The sequence below is a fragment of the Candidatus Kaiserbacteria bacterium genome, from assembly GCA_016699245.1.
GTDB lineage: Bacteria > Patescibacteriota > Minisyncoccia > Phycocordibacterales > UBA918 > Damh-18.
Window position 1 is genome coordinate 72,917 of record CP064968.1, and the last position, 15,852, is coordinate 88,768.

Genomic DNA, 15,852 nt, shown 5'->3' on the forward strand with positions numbered 1-15,852 from the left:
ACCTCTTGCGAAAGTCTCCCAGACTTTCTCACGTCCGCGAGGCCCTGCAAAAGTTGTGCCTCAACGAATTTGTTCACTTTGTAAGCTTAGAGCAAAACTCGTTGAGGTACCACTTTAGATATGCACCACAGAGAGTACATCCATTTTTATAGTCGCCGTTCGGCTCCTTAAAAATTAGGTGCCTCGCGCAAGGCCACACAGGCCGAGCGGAGCAAAGCCCCGAAAATAAAATCCAAAGGATTTGTTTTTCGGGGCTTATGCGTGCAGATATAAAGTGGTGCCGAAAAAGAGTTTTGACACCGACATTCCCAAAAGAGTGGGGAATACCAAAATCCACAGGTAACTGTTGACCTTTTTGAGCGGGTCTGGTATTATTCCGGCACGCAATAGATCTCGGATGAGTCATGGATGTGCGATGTTTGGAGGGGGGTCATATACAGCGCTGTATATGAAAGAGCACCAGGGAACCTAAGTTCCGTAATCACGACCACGTGATGTACACATTACTCGCACAGTAAAAACGACATTAGAACAACGCACTTTGGGTGCGGTTATTTTGTTGTTATGCCGTTTTTGCTTTTATACATAACACGTATACGTATGTCTAACGCACCACAGCACGGAGGAGCCTCAGTGGGAATGCTTCCAAAGAAGCGATTCCAAAATTTTCGTGACGCACGTGTGTCACTGCCTGACCTCGTTGAACCACAACGATTGTCATACACCAACTTCATTGAGGTAGGACTCAAGGAAGTCTTTAAGGAGTTTTCACCTATCAGTGACTATTCTGATAAGAAATTCGACCTCATTTTCAAAAAGTATGAATTGGGTCAGCCAAAGACCACTCCCGAGCACGCACGTGAAAACAAACTCACGTACGAGGCACCACTCCGCGCACTCGTTGCGCTCAACAACAAGACCTTTGGTGGTGAGAAGGAGCAAGAGATTTTTCTCGCCGACATTCCGGTGATGACCGAAAATGGTACCTTCATCATCAATGGTGTTGAGCGCGTTATCGTGCCACAACTCGCCCGTTCATACGGTATTTTCTTTACCACAAATGAATCAAAGGGCCGTACCTTCTTTGGTGCAAAAATCATTCCTGCTCGCGGTGCGTGGGTAGAGATTGAGTCTGAGGCTGATGGGGTGATTTATGTAAAAATAGACCGCAAGCGCAAGTTCCCTATTTCATCCCTTTTCCGTGTACTTGGTGTGACGAGCGACAAAGACATGCTCAAGCTCTTTAAGGGTATTGCTCATGCTGATGAGTACATCACCCGTACCCTTGCAAAGGATCCAGCAAAGCAGGCTGATGATTCATACATCGAAATCTACCGTCGCCTTCGTGACGGTGACCTTGCCACAGTCGACAACGCAAAGGAGTTTATTAACTCCATCTTTAGCACCACTCGCTACGACCTTTCAGAAATTGGTCGCCATCACTTCAACGAGCGTTTCGGACTTTCCACAGATGCAAAGGCAGATGCACAGCGCATTGTGTCTGTAGAAGACTTGGTGACTATCATCAAAAACATCATTGAGCAAAATCACACCCCCGGTGCTATTGCCGATGACATCGACCATCTCGGATTCCGCCGTGTACGTTACTTTGGAGAGATGCTCCAACAGCGTATTCGTGTGGGTATGACTCGCGTGAAGCGCAACATACAAGACCGCATGTCGACGATTGAGGCAGAAACATCGCTCCCGATGTCACTCATCAATCCCCGACCACTCCAAGCAGCGATTAAGGAGTTTTTCACCACAAACCAACTTTCACAGTTTATGCAACAGCAAAACATGCTTGCAGAACTTGAAGGACTCCGTACGCTTTCCGCACTCGGTCCCGGTGGACTCACCCGTGAGCGTGCAGGCTTTGAGGTACGTGACGTACACACCTCACACTATGGCCGCCTCTGTCCTATTCACACACCAGAAGGTCCAAACATTGGTCTTATTCTTCGTCTTGCGATGTACGCACGCGTCAATCGTTTCGGTATTATTGAGACTCCATACGCAAAGGTAGAGAAAGGTGTGGTGACCGATGAAATTATCTACCTAAACGCTCACGAAGAAGAGCGCTACCACATTGCACACGCTGCTATTGAAGTTGATGATGCAGGGAAGATAAAGCCCGATATCGTCGAAGCGCGTTTTAAGGGCGAGCCAGTCATTGTGCCAAAAAAGAATATTGAGTTTGTCGACATCGCTACCAATCAAGCCTTCTCAGTAGCGACTTCAATGATTCCATTCATCAATCACGATGACGCCAACCGCGCACTCATGGGTAGTAACATGCAGAAGCAGGCAACTCCCTGCATCATTCAGGAAGCACCACTCGTCGCCACCGGTGTCGAGGAACTCTCTGCACGTGATACGGGCCGTATGATTACCGCCCTCGAAGCAGGTGAAGTAGTGGAAGTAGACGCTCGTCACGTCGTCGTAAAGAATAAAGATGGCAAGAAGAAGGAATACACACTGACGACGTTCCAGCGCACCAACGACTTCTCTGCCTTCTACCACATCGCATCCGTCTCAGTAGGAGATAAGGTAAAGCGTGGCGACGTACTCGCAAATACTTCATCGACTGACACGGGCCAAATGGCACTCGGACAAAACATGCTCGTCGCCTTTATGAGTTGGTCAGGTGCCAACTACGAGGATGCCATCATTATTTCTGAACGTGTTGTAAAGGATAGTAAGTTCTCAACCATTCACCTCGATGAACTCGAAGTCTCCGTGCGTGACACAAAACTTGGCCCTGAGGTCACCACGCCAGATATTCCAAATGTGAGTGAATTGAAACTCCGCAATCTTGATGAAGAAGGAATCATTCGTGTTGGTGCAGAAGTGCGCCCTGGAGACATTCTCGTGGGTAAGGTGACGCCAAAGGGCGAGACACAACTTACTCCTGAGGAACGCCTCCTCCGTTCAATCTTTGGAGAAAAAGCAAAAGATGTGAAAGATACTTCCCTTCGCCTTGAAGCAGGAAAGCGTGGTCGCATTATTGGCGTGAAAATCTTCACCCGTGAAAATGGTGACCAACTCGAAAGCGGTGTTATCAAGCGTATTCATATCACCGTCGCGCAGGTACGTAATGTATCCGTCGGAGATAAACTCGCAGGACGTCACGGTAACAAGGGTGTTATCTCACGTATTCTTCCTGAGGAAGATATGCCATACACTGAAGACGGCAAGCCTGTTGATGTGATTCTCACACCACTCGGCGTACCTTCACGTATGAACCTCGGACAGATTCTCGAACTGCACCTCGGTATGGCGGCGAATACGCTCGGCTACCAGGCTATTGTGCCTCCATTTGCAGGAGCGACTGAAGATCATGTAAAGACCGAACTCGTTGCCGCTGGATTCCCTTCAGATGGAAAACTGTGGCTCCGTGATGGTCGCACCGGTGACACCTTTGCACAGCGTATTTCTGTGGGCTACATGTACATCTTGAAACTGCACCACATGGTAGAAGACAAGATCCACATGCGCTCAATTGGCCCCTACTCACTCATCACCCAGCAGCCACTCGGCGGAAAAGCACAGGTGGGAGGTCAGCGATTTGGAGAAATGGAAGTATGGGCACTTCTCGGCTATGGAGCAGCGTATACGCTCCGCGAGATGCTCACGATTAAGTCAGACGATATTGTGGGACGTTCTGCCGCATTCGACGCCATCGTCCGTGGCGAAAAGATTAGTCATCCACACACACCGGCAGCATTCAATGTGCTCGTCAATCAGTTACGTGGCCTTTCACTCGACATCGATTTACGAAAGGAGCCGAGCGACCGCGCTTATTAATTCGTAGTTTTTAATCATCATATGAAAACACAAGCTCCCCAGCAATTCAGCGAAATTTCGCTCAAACTCGCATCACCAGAGCGTATTCTCGAGTGGTCAAAGGGTGAGGTCACCAAGCCCGAGACCATCAACTACCGCACCCAGCGCCCCGAGAAGCACGGTCTCTTTGACGAGAGAATCTTCGGACCCGTGGAAGACTACGAATGTGCGTGTAAGAAGTATCGTGGTATACGCTACAAAGGTATCACCTGTGAGAAGTGTGGTGTAGAAATCACTCGCTCTATCGTACGTCGTGAGCGTATGGGTCACATCGACCTCTGCGTACCGGTGTCACACATTTGGTTCCTCCGTGGCGTCCCGAGCCGTATTGCACTTATTCTCGGTACCTCAGCGGCATCAATCGAGAAGGTGGTGTACTTTGCGGGATATATCGTCACCAAGGTAAGTCAGGATGAGAAGAATCGTATTTTGAAAGAACTCGACACTGAGTTTAAAACAAAGTACAAGGAACTCACTTCAGACACTGCTCGTGAAGACCTCCAAGGTCGCATGAGTGACATCAAGCACGAAATTGAATCAATCACCGTTGGTTCTATTCTCGATGAGATGCACTACCACAAGTACTCAATGAAGTACTCAACACTCTTTGACGCACGAATTGGTGCGGAGGCGATTTACGACATTTTCAAGAAACTCGACCTCGTACTCCTTCGCGACCAACTCGAAAAGGCGCGTGAGACCGCCGGTGCTGCAGAGCGTACGAAGCTCGACAAGCGTCTTTCGCTCATTAAGGGAATGATTCATGCAGAGGTACGTCCTGAGTGGATGTTCCTTATGCGTATCCCCGTGATTCCACCAGCACTTCGCCCTATGGTGGCGCTTGAGGGTGGACGTCATGCATCTTCAGACCTCAACGACCTCTACCGCCGTGTCATCAACCGAAACAATCGTCTCAAGAAACTCATCGACATCATGGCTCCGGATGTGATTCTCCGTAACGAGAAGCGTATCCTTCAGGAGGCAGTCGATGCACTTATCGACAACTCTATTCGTCACGGCAACACCGCATACTCTGCAATGAGTCAGGCACAGCGACGTCCACTCAAGTCACTTTCAGATTACTTGAAAAGTAAGCAAGGCTACTTCCGCCAGAACCTTCTCGGAAAACGAGTAGACTACTCGGGACGTTCCGTGATTGTGATTGGTCCAGACCTCTCACTCGACCAGTGTGGTCTCCCCAAGCACATGGCACTTGAACTCTTCCGCCCATTCGTTATTGCACAGCTTTTGAAGCAAGAACTCGCATACAACATTCGTGGTGCAGGACGCTTGATTGAAGATGGCGTACCTGAAGTGTGGGCGATTCTCGAAAATGTGATTAAAGATCGACACGTACTTCTCAACCGCGCACCAACACTCCACCGTCAGGGTATTCAGGCATTCCGCCCTGTACTTATTGAAGGTAATGCTATTCAGGTGCACCCGCTCGTGTGTCGCGCGTTCAACGCCGACTTCGACGGTGACCAGATGGCGGTACACGTACCGCTCGGTGAAGAAGCACAGTTTGAGGCACGGGAAATCATCTCTGCAAACAAGAACATCTTGAAGCCAGGAAGTGCAGACCCTGTCGTATCAGAAAAACTTCTCGATATGGCACTCGGTGCATTCTGGATGACCAAGATTATCGAAGGTGCAAACTGGCGAGGGCAAATTCTTTGCTTCCCCTAACGCAGCGATTATTGCCTATGACTTTGGGGTTATTGACCTTCGTGCAAAGGTGAAAGTGCTTGCGACTGATACCGAGAAGTATGCACAGTATAAGGGCGAGGTATTTGAGACTTCAGTTGGACGCCTTCTCTTTAACTCAGTGCTCCCAAGTGACCACGATTACATTAATGATGTCATCACGCAGCGCACACTCTTTAACATCATCATTGAGATTATCGATGTAGATGGTATTGGCGCAGTACCAAAGATTGTTGACCGCATGAAGCGATTTGGATTTGAGTACGCAACAAAAGTCTGGTACCACATGGGGTATCGACGATGTGGTCGTGCCAAAGCAAAAGAAAGCAATCATCGAGAAAGCGCGAGGCGAAGAAGCAAAGGTACTCGCGTTCTTTAACGAGGGTCTCATCTCTCGCGATGAACGACGCCGCATGATTATTGAAATCTGGCACCGCACGAAGACCGAGATTGAAGGCACATTACCTGAGACACTTGATGTGAATGGTTCGGTATACGACATGTGGAAGTCTGGCGCCCGCGGTTCTATGGGGACAGATTGCCATGATGGCTGGTATGAAGGGTCTCATCATCAACACACGAGGAGAAACACTCGAGTTCCCAATTACCTCTTCCATGAAGGAGGGAATGAGCCCAATTGAATACTTCATTACCACGCACGGTTCACGTAAGGGACTTGCCGATACCGCGCTCCAGACAGCAAAGGCTGGATACCTCACCCGTCGTCTCTTCGTGGTAGCACAGGATGCTATTGTGACTGAGCCAGACTGCAAGACTAAGGACGGTGTCACTATTGGTCGCGTCTCTTCATCAGGAATTGAGATTGCATTTAGCAAAGCGATTCGTGGACGCATCCTCGCCTTGGACGCGATAACGACTACTGGCGAAGTACTCTTCAAGAAAGGGCATCTCCTTTCACGTACTGACTCAATGGTTGTGGAGAAGTCAGACATTACGTCTGTCGAGGTACGCTCACCGATGACGTGTAAGACACTTCATGGTGTGTGTCAGCAGTGTTATGGTATCGACCTCACGACGAACAAACTGGTGGATATTGGAGAGGCAGTAGGAACTGTGGCTGCACAAGCTATTGGAGAGCCAGGAACACAGCTTACGATGAATACCAAGCACGCAGGAGGTGCTGCGTCAGTCGGTGGAGACGTGACTCAGGGTCTTCCTCGTGTGGAAGAAGTGTTTGAAAAGCGTTCACCAAAGGTTCCTGCAGTTATTTCAAAGACCGACGGTATTGTGACGAGTATTCGTACTGAAGGAAAGGAGAAAATCATCACCGTTGCACCAACACTTGGCTCGAAGTATGCGACAAAGAAGAATGACTCTATTGAGTATGGTGTGCACTTCCGTCGTGTGGTTATGGTACGAGAAGGTGATTCTGTTAAGCAAGGGCAACTCCTTACTGACGGCTCAGTACATCTTCCTGATCTCTTCAAGTACGCAGGACAAGTACCGACACAGGAATACATCATCAATGAGACCAATAAGATTTACGAACTTCAGGGTGTGACCATTGCGCGCAAGCACATTGAACTCATTGTGAAGCAGATGATGAGTCGTGTGAAGATTACCCTCGTGGGCGAAAGTCATTTCACTATTGGTGATATTACTGAGGAATGGAACTTTGTAGAGGTCAATGAAAAACTCAAGGCAGAAGGGAAGGAGGTTGCAAAGGCAGACCGCCTTATCCTCGGTATCACCGAGACCTCGCTCTCACGAAAGAGTTTCCTCTCAGCAGCGTCATTCCAAAATACGACCCGAGTACTCATCAACGCAGCCGTACGCGGAAGTGAAGATAAACTCACGGGACTCATGGAAAATGTTATCATCGGACGTCTTATTCCTGCCGGAACAGGATTTGTCGGTAGTAACAAGTACGAAGCGATTAAACAATTCCACCTCGACGAGGAGGGTGCGTGATCAATAGATAATAGAAAATAGAACATAAAAAATAGCAAGGCGGCGCCTTGCTATTTTTTTGATATTTCTCAAAAACACAGGGTTACCCTGTACAAACACGAATATTATTTGATGTCAAATTATTTGTGCGGGTGAACATCGGGTATAATACCCACACTATGTCACGCACGGCAGTTGAACAAATAAAAGAACGCCTTACCATTGTGGAGGTGGTGGGCTCGTATGTAGAGCTCAAAAACGCGGGAAAAAACTATAAGGCCAAGTCACCCTTTACGAATGAAAAAACCCCTTCATTTTACGTCTCGCCTGACCGGGGGATGTATTACTGTTTTTCCTCACAGAAGGGGGGTGACATGTTTACCTTTGTACAAGAAATGGAGGGGGTTGATTTTAAAGGTGCGTTAAAGATTCTTGCCGAGAAGGCACATGTAGAACTTGTCCCTGAGGACCCTAAAAAACGTGATGCGCGTGAAATACAATATGCACTTCTCGAAGAGGCGACACAATACTTTTTTAAAACACGTGAGAGCGCGCCTCTCGTTGATGCGTATATCCTTGAGCGTGGGGTTACCATGCAGACTATGCATGCGTGGCGCATTGGCTACGCCAAAGACGAATGGCGTTCACTCCGCACACACTTAAGTGTGAAAGGCTATACCGATGCACAGATGTTGGCTGCTGGTCTCATTAAAAAAACTGACCAAGGGAAAGAGCCATACGATGTCTTTCGTGATCGCATCATGTTCCCGATTTTTGATACCTCAGGGCGCGTCGTGGCATTTTCAGGAAGGACTATGAAAAAGGAAGAAGGTACACCAAAATACGTTAATTCACCCGAGACAGAACTCTTTGTTAAGTCTGACATCCTCTATGGGTATGATAAGGCAAAGCAGGGGATTCGGCACTATGATTTTTCGCTTCTCGTGGAAGGACAGTTTGACCTCGTCCTTTCCCATCAGGCAGGGTACACGAATGCAGTAGCTGTCTCAGGGACAGCCTTTACTCCACACCACCTCTCACTCCTCGAGCGTCTTTCAACACGCATTGTGCTTGCACTTGATGCTGATAGAGCGGGCGTGACGGCGGTAAAGCGTATTGCAGGCATGATGCTTTCGCGGGGTATGGATGTAAAAGTGGCGCGCATGGAAGGAGGGAAGGATCCTGCAGATATCATCAAGGCAAACCCCGTCGATTTTAAACACTTTGTGGGGCATGCGGTGCATGTCGTCGAATTTCTCCTTGGGGTACTCAAAGAAGGTATGAAAGATGAGCGTACGTATAAACTCCGCGTTCGAGAGGAAATTTTACCCCTTCTCGTTACTATGGAGAATCGTATTGATAGAGAGCATTTTGAAGGTGTCATTGCCGAACAGATTGGTGCTACAAAAGAAGGTGTGCACTACGAAGTAGAGCGACTTGAAGCACTCCATAAGAATGCGCCCAAGGCTCCGAGTACACACGATGCTTCTCCAGTTCTCCGTAAGGAAGTGCTAACCACCAATCGCCAAACAGGACTCTATAATCATATTTGTGCACTTATGCATGTATGTGTCGAGGAACGTTCATGGATAGGGGAGCGTATTGCTGCTCATATGGAAACAATTCTGAGCCCCGAGGCGTTTAGTGCATTCAAGGAAGCGGAGGTCACACCCCTCATTCAAGCAGAGATTTTTACTCTCGAAGAGCATCTTGAAGGGCTCCGTGAAAAGTACTTTCTTGAAGAGGTGTCTGACGTACTTACACACTATACCCACACTATGGCGCGTGACCACCTTGGCGCACTCCGTAAGCAACTAGGATTACTTGAGGCAGGTGTGGACGATGTCAAAGAAATTGAGATTCTGACTGAAATGAAGAAGGCAGAGAAACTCCTGCAGGCACCGGTTAAAATTGATAAAGAATAAAGGCCCCAAGGAGGGGCGCTTTAGCGTCCAATATGACTGGGGAAACAACATACCACTCTGCAAGCGGAACATATACAATAGCATATCGTTATAGAAACAATAATATTATGCTCACTGCGTTTTCCCTGCGATACTGTGGACTTTTCTGTGTTTTAGGGTATAATTGCCCGCATAATGGCAAAAAAGGCTGTAGTACAAAAGAAAAAAGTAGCAAAAAAGTCGCCTGCAAAAAAGGCGATTATTAAGTCACCTACAAAAAAGAAGGTTGCTTCAAAAAAGCACCTGCTAAAAAAGTAGTCAAAAAAGCACCAGCACCAAAGAAAAAGTTGTTCCAAAGAAAGTAATCAAGAAAGTAGTACTAAAAAAAGCACCTCCTAAGAAGGTGGTGAGAGCTGTTGCTCCAAAAAAAGCACCTGCAAAGAAAGTGGTGGTGAAGAAACTTTCAAAGACCGAATTACTTCAAGAGCATAAGGCAGAAGGACTCCTTACCATTGGTCGCGGCCGTGGTTACGTCACCTATGATGAGATTCTCAAAGAGTTTCCGACCATTGAGCGTGATGTAGATTTTCTTGAGACACTCTATGAGCGTCTTGCGACTGCAAGCATCGATGTAATCGGCGGCGGTGGCATGCTCGGCGACGAGACCGGTGGCGACCTCCTCACGGATAGGAAGAATGTATACAAGCGCAACGACAATGCGTACGATTCTATTCAGATGTACTTGCGTGAAATTGGTCAGTACCCACTTCTGACCGCACACGAAGAGCGCGTGCTTGCTAAGCGAATCGTGGATGGTGATTCTGAAGCACGAAATCTTCTTGCCCGAGCAAACCTTCGTCTTGTGGTCTCTATTGCAAAGAAGTATGTTGGGCGAAGTCCTGATCTCACGCTCCTTGACCTTATTCAGGAAGGAAATCTCGGCCTCTTCAAAGCGGTAGATAAGTTTGACTTCACCAAGGGCTTTAAGTTTTCGACGTACGCTACCTGGTGGATTCGTCAGGCGATTACTCGCGCGCTCGCAGACCAATCACGAACGATTCGTATTCCCGTACACATGGTAGAAACCATGGCGAAGTACAAGCAAGTGGCGCGTCGTCTTGCACAAGACCTTGGCCGTGACCCCATGGCAGAGGAGATTGCTACTGAGATGGATGTAGAAGTAGAGAAAATCTACCAAATTGAAAAAATCAGCCAGGACACTATCTCGCTCGAACTTCCTATTGGTGATGACGACGACCGCTCACGACTCTCCGACTTTATTGCGGATGATAAAATCATTTCTCCTGACCAGGAAGTAGCGCACCGCATTCTTGCGGACCAGATGCAGGAAATTCTTGCATCACTCTCTGACAAGGAACGAAAGATTCTTGAGATGCGTCATGGACTCCTCGATGGCACCTATCACACACTCGAAGAAGTGGGAAAGGAGTTTGGTGTAACCCGTGAACGTATTCGCCAAATTGAAGCAAAAGCGCTCGAAAAGATTCGCCAACACGATAAAGCGAGAAGGCTAAAGAGTTATTAATGACATGAAAAAGAAAACCACTGATGCTCAAAAAGATCAGTGGTTTTCTTAGTAGTGTCGCAGACTGAATTTTCTAATTAAGTATTTTTTTGGGTTTAGTTTACGCATTATCACGAATACCGAGGTACTTCGCAAGTATATGCTTAAGTCCTCGGCGTGAGATAACGCCAATAGGGCGGTCGTCGTGGTCGACGATAGGAATATGTGCAGTTTGATGTGCAATTGCCGTGCCCGCGATGGTAATGAGAGAATCATCGACTCGGACTGATTGAAAATCCACACTCATGAATTCTCGCACTTCCTTATCCTCAGCATCTCTAACTGCTAATTCAAAAAGTTCTTCCGTGCCGAGTTGGGTAAACACCTTATCACCATCGAGATGGGTAGGAATGATAGCATCGAGAAGGTCAGATACGTTCACCTCTCCCGTTAGAACGCCATCATCACCGACTACCAATAGAGAATTGGTTTGTTCTTTCATCATGAGTGCGATTGCATCTTTAAAGGTGCCATCTTCGGGGATGAGAACCGCTTCTTTTGTAATATCGCGTATCTCCATATACATAAATGATACTCCTATGTTTTGGAAAGTAAAGAAGCCCACCAGAGGTGGGACCAGGCTTCTTTGCTAGCGAAGGTATCGGCCTCCGCCGATGCTATTTTTTATGTCGCTGAGCGCGACAAACTTGAGGGTGGAACCAGGGTGCGAAGCTCGTCTATTTTTATGTATTCAGCCACCCGACGGCTTTCTGGACAACCAAGCGGGGGCTTTAGCAGAAGATCCCCCAACAAGTTTAATGTCGCTAGGCGCGACGGACTAGTAAAGAAGCCCACCAGAGGTGGGACCAGGCTTCTTTGCTAGCAGAAGAGTCTTCTTCGGTAGGTTGTGTTTACATCAACCTCTGCGAGTGACATTTAGTCACTCCTCACCTCCGCCGATACAAGTTTAATGTCGCTTTCCGCGACGGACTAGGAAAGAAGCCCACCTTTGGTGGATCTAGGGCTTCTTTGTGATTTTTTGATACTTACCGTATATGTAACAGGTGTTACATATACAGTAAGGTACGGGTGAGGGTGTTGAAATGAGTTCTTGTGAAGAACCCTGTATAATAGATTTGTATGAATGAATCATTATTTTTGGAGGCGTACAACAGACTCAATTCTGCACAAAAAAAAGCTGTGGATACTATCGAGGGTCCTGTGATGGTGATTGCAGGTCCTGGTACCGGAAAGACGCAGATTCTTACCTTGCGTATTGCAAATATTTTGCGCATGACGGACGCGTCTCCAGAAAGTATTTTGGCACTTACTTTTACCGAGTCAGGCGCTCGTGCGATGCGTGAGCGTCTCGCCTCGTATATAGGAGCGCCCGCCTACCGCGTGCCTATTCACACCTTTCACGAATTTGCGGGAGGACTTATTCGTGCGTTCCCCGACGCCTATGAACGGGCGGTCGGTGGACGCCCGATTGCCGATCTTGAAAAAATCACTCTCATTGAGTCTATTCTGAGTGGGTCGAATATTGCACTCTTGCGACCACGAGGCAATCCGCAATTTTATATTGCACCTATCATGAATGCGCTTTCACTCATGAAGCGAGAATATATCACTCCTGATGCATTCGCACATATTATTGATGAACAAGAGGTAGTGCTCAATGCAACACCACAGTTTCATGAAAAAGGTGCACATAAAGGCAAAATACGAAGCGAGTACATTGACCGCGAAAAAGGTGTACAGAAAAATCGTGAACTTCTTTTCGTGTATCGTGCATACGAGGCTGCCCTCGCGGAGCAACGATTCGTTGATTACGACGATATGATTTTTGAAACGGTAAAAGCACTGGAGCATAATGAAGACATGCTTCGCTCACTCCAGGAGCAATATCAGTACGTCCTCGCAGATGAGCACCAGGATGTAAACGGTAGCCAGAATCGTATTCTCGAACTCCTTGCGTCATTTCACGAGCGTCCGAATCTTTTTGTCGTGGGAGATGAAAAACAGTCCATCTACCGTTTTCAAGGCGCGTCACTTGAAAACTTCCTTTTCTTTGAGGAAAAGTTTCCTCACACAACCACGGTGGCACTCATCGAAAACTATCGCTCTGCGCAGGGTATTCTCGACCTCTCCCATGAACTCATTACTGCAGAGGTGGGACCTGCATCAGCCTTGCGCGTAGCGCTTACCGCAGTACGGGGTGAAACTGCCCATATTGAATCACGAAACTTTAGCCATGAGGCGGTAGAACATACATATATAGTCGATACCGTAGAGAAACTCATTGCGGAAAATGTTCCGGCAAATGAAGTGGCTATTATCATGCGAACGAATAGGGAAGTCGAAGAGATAGCAACGCTTCTTCGGAAAAAGGGTGTGCAGGCGGAGTCATCGGCAGACAGTGATATCTTGACGCATCCTATTACTGCGCACGTTCGCATTCTGCTTCGCGCTATCACAAATCCAAGCGACGAACGGGCACTCTTTGAACTGCTTCATAGCGGCTATAGTGGTGTACGTACGCCCGATCTTGTACGTATTACACAGCATCGTTCCTATAGTAATCCCCTCGCGCGTATGGTGATGGATGTTGATTTTCTTGAGTCAATTGGAGTCGAGGATACTGAGTCTGTCATGCATATGGTGAAATTGCTTGACGATGCGCGCAATCGCATGGGTGTTGAAGCACCACATCGCCTTCTTGAGTATATACTCAAAGAAAGTGGTTTTTTCGATCATGCTGTGGCGCATGACCCTTTCGAGGGCAGTCGCGTTATTCGTCGTCTGTACGATGAAGTGGAAGTTTTGGTACAACAGGGAAAGGTCTTGACGCTCAAAGATGTAGAAGAAATGTTTGCGCAGTGTGTGCTTCACAATATCGCACTCAATGCACCGTATATTCATACGGAAAGGAGTGCGGTACAGGTCATGACGGCACACAAAGCAAAAGGACTTGAATTTCTCCACGTGTTCGTCCCGCACCTTACCGACAATAAGTGGGGAGGCCGCGCACGCGCGGAGTATTTTAAAATTCCTGTGGCTAAACACATCAAATCCGATGCGCTTGACCCACTCGAAGATGAGCGTAAGTTACTCTACGTGGCACTCACGCGGGCAAAAGTGGGACTCTACCTCAGTTCTTCAGCAACCAATATTGAAGGACGCACTCTATTGCCGACGAGATTACTTGAAGGCGTTGGAGAAGCACTTATTATTCACCCAAGTGCACAGGAGTATGAAGACACATTTAATCCCGGCGACACTATCACACTGCAATTGCCAAAAGAAACTATCGACACGACACTCCTTATACACACCGTACGTACACGTGGTCTCTCCGCGACCGCACTCAATAATTACTTGAGGAGCCCATGGGACTATCTTTACCGCAACGTGCTCCATATTCCTGAGGTACAGCCAGAGACAGCACAGTTTGGTACCGCGCTTCATGGCGCGCTCGAAAGTATTTTCCGCTACCGTCACAACACGGGAACACTTCCTGACGCTACTACGATAAAAGGCTACCTCGAACGAGAATTGGGGAAACTTCCTATTACCCAGGAGGAATATGTTCGCCACCATGAAGCGGGCTTTGCGGTTCTTCTTTCATATCTCGATTATATAAAAGACTCCCTCCCGCATGAGACCAAGGAAGAGTATAAATTACAGGTGGTTCTTGAAACAGGAAATACTGATTTACCGCAGATCCCCCTTACGGGCATGTTCGACCGTCTTGATTTTGGGACTGATGGCATCCTCATACGGGTTGTGGATTATAAGACAGGAAAGCCACGCACGCGTGGTTACATCGAAGGCACTACCAAAGATTCAAATGGTGACTACAAGCGTCAACTCACATTCTACGCACTCATCCTCGCACTCTCGGGTGACGAACGCCTCGCATCGCGTACGGGTACGCTCTCGTTCATAGAGCCTGATGAAAAGGGAGTGATTCATGAAGAAACGTATGTTATCACCGAGGAAGAAATTGAAGCACTCAAAACAGAAATCATCCGTGTGGGACTCGAAATAGCACACGGCACGTTTTTAAACGCGCCGTGTGACCCAACTACGTCTTCGTATTGCCATCTAGTGTCAGAACTCAGAAATCGATAAGATATTATTCTGCCACATCCCCAGAAAGTTGTGTGAGCATAGTATCTATCATTTTCTTTACCACATCGTATGGTTGCGCACCGTCGATAGGTCCCTGCTGGTCGCCCACAATCATTACTGAGTATGGTGTGCCCTTTGCACCCGCTTTTATTGCTGCTTCTACGTCTGCAGTGATTTTTGCATCAAAGGTACCTGCTTCAACACATGACGTAAATTTTGCTTTGTCGACACCTGCGCTCACTGCATATTCAGGAAGTTTTGCTAGGTTTGATGGTTCGTTCACACCGCGGTCGCTAATGAGAAGGTTTGCAAATTTCCAAAATGCATCATTGCCACCAAGACTCGCGACACACTCAGATGCCGCTGCCACTTTAGGTGCATTCGGGTGGAGTTGCTTGAGAGGGAATTGGCGATACACCCACGCTACTTTACCATCCTTACCATAGGTCTCCATGATTTTCTGCATAGTCTCATGGAAGTTTTTACAGAATGGACAATCAAAGTCTGAGTATTCGACAATCATAATTGGCGCATTAGGATTACCATAGATATGATCTTTCTCGGTAACAGGCGCTACTTCCATTTTGCCCGTGACTTGCTCAGTACCTGGCTTTGCATTTCCGATTTGTGTTGGATTACCTCCGTTACTATTACCGCTATAGACAATCGCACCCGCTATGAGGAGTGCAGAGAACACAATGGCTATCGGTACACCAAGAGCGTTGCGCGGGGCTTGCGGTGGTCGTGTCGGTTGTGGTGGTGTGGTTTCTTCTGGCATACGTAATTTATTATCAATGCACATTTCATGTGCATTGCTCGATTATA

The 15,852-nt window shown here is 47.7% G+C and carries 9 protein-coding genes and 1 pseudogene; 8 read left to right on the forward strand and 2 right to left on the reverse strand.

Annotated features, from left to right (window positions below):
* Nucleotides 1–639 precede the first annotated feature (639 nt).
* The 7 genes and pseudogenes from IPH92_00280 to IPH92_00310 all read left to right on the forward strand — a co-directional run bounded on the left by IPH92_00280 (nt 640) and on the right by IPH92_00310 (nt 10,914).
* Nucleotides 640–3,807 carry a DNA-directed RNA polymerase subunit beta gene (locus IPH92_00280; GenBank protein QQR65435.1) on the forward strand — a complete coding sequence of 1,056 codons (3,168 nt, stop codon included), beginning with the start codon at nt 640–642 and terminating at the stop codon, nt 3,805–3,807.
* A gap of 21 nt (nt 3,808–3,828) precedes the next feature.
* Nucleotides 3,829–5,535 carry a hypothetical protein gene (locus IPH92_00285; GenBank protein ID QQR65008.1) on the forward strand — a complete coding sequence of 569 codons (1,707 nt, stop codon included), beginning with the start codon at nt 3,829–3,831 and terminating at the stop codon, nt 5,533–5,535.
* Nucleotides 5,498–5,932 (forward strand): hypothetical protein, encoded by a 435-nt coding sequence (locus IPH92_00290; GenBank protein ID QQR65009.1) that lies wholly within the window; start codon nt 5,498–5,500, stop codon nt 5,930–5,932. Before IPH92_00285 ends, IPH92_00290 begins: the two co-directional genes overlap by 38 nt.
* A 176-nt stretch (nt 5,933–6,108) precedes the next feature.
* Nucleotides 6,109–7,485 (forward strand): hypothetical protein, encoded by a 1,377-nt coding sequence (locus IPH92_00295; GenBank protein ID QQR65010.1) that lies wholly within the window; start codon nt 6,109–6,111, stop codon nt 7,483–7,485.
* 158 nt (nt 7,486–7,643) lie between these two features.
* The gene (gene dnaG, locus IPH92_00300) at nt 7,644–9,389 is read left to right on the forward strand and encodes a DNA primase (protein QQR65011.1); all 1,746 of its coding nucleotides are present in this window, start codon (nt 7,644–7,646) and stop codon (nt 9,387–9,389) included.
* 174 nt (nt 9,390–9,563) lie between these two features.
* Nucleotides 9,564–9,733: pseudogene (locus IPH92_00305) on the forward strand (histone H1).
* Nucleotides 9,734–9,819: 86 nt separating this feature from the next.
* A complete protein-coding gene (locus IPH92_00310; GenBank protein QQR65436.1) occupies nt 9,820–10,914 on the forward strand; it encodes a sigma-70 family RNA polymerase sigma factor in 1,095 nt (364 codons plus the stop codon).
* 100 nt (nt 10,915–11,014) lie between these two features.
* Here IPH92_00310 and IPH92_00315 read toward each other — a convergent pair whose 3' ends face one another.
* Nucleotides 11,015–11,473: a CBS domain-containing protein gene (locus IPH92_00315; protein ID QQR65012.1), complete on the reverse strand. Its 459-nt coding sequence runs from the start codon at nt 11,471–11,473 to the stop codon at nt 11,015–11,017.
* A gap of 560 nt (nt 11,474–12,033) precedes the next feature.
* Between IPH92_00315 and IPH92_00320 the strand changes: the two genes are divergently transcribed.
* A complete protein-coding gene (locus IPH92_00320) occupies nt 12,034–15,027 on the forward strand; it encodes an ATP-dependent helicase (GenBank protein QQR65013.1) in 2,994 nt (997 codons plus the stop codon).
* A 4-nt stretch (nt 15,028–15,031) separates the two neighbouring features.
* On the opposite strand, the gene IPH92_00325 is transcribed toward IPH92_00320, so the two are convergent.
* A complete protein-coding gene (locus tag IPH92_00325) occupies nt 15,032–15,805 on the reverse strand; it encodes a DsbA family protein (protein ID QQR65014.1) in 774 nt (257 codons plus the stop codon).
* Nucleotides 15,806–15,852: the final 47 nt, after the last annotated feature.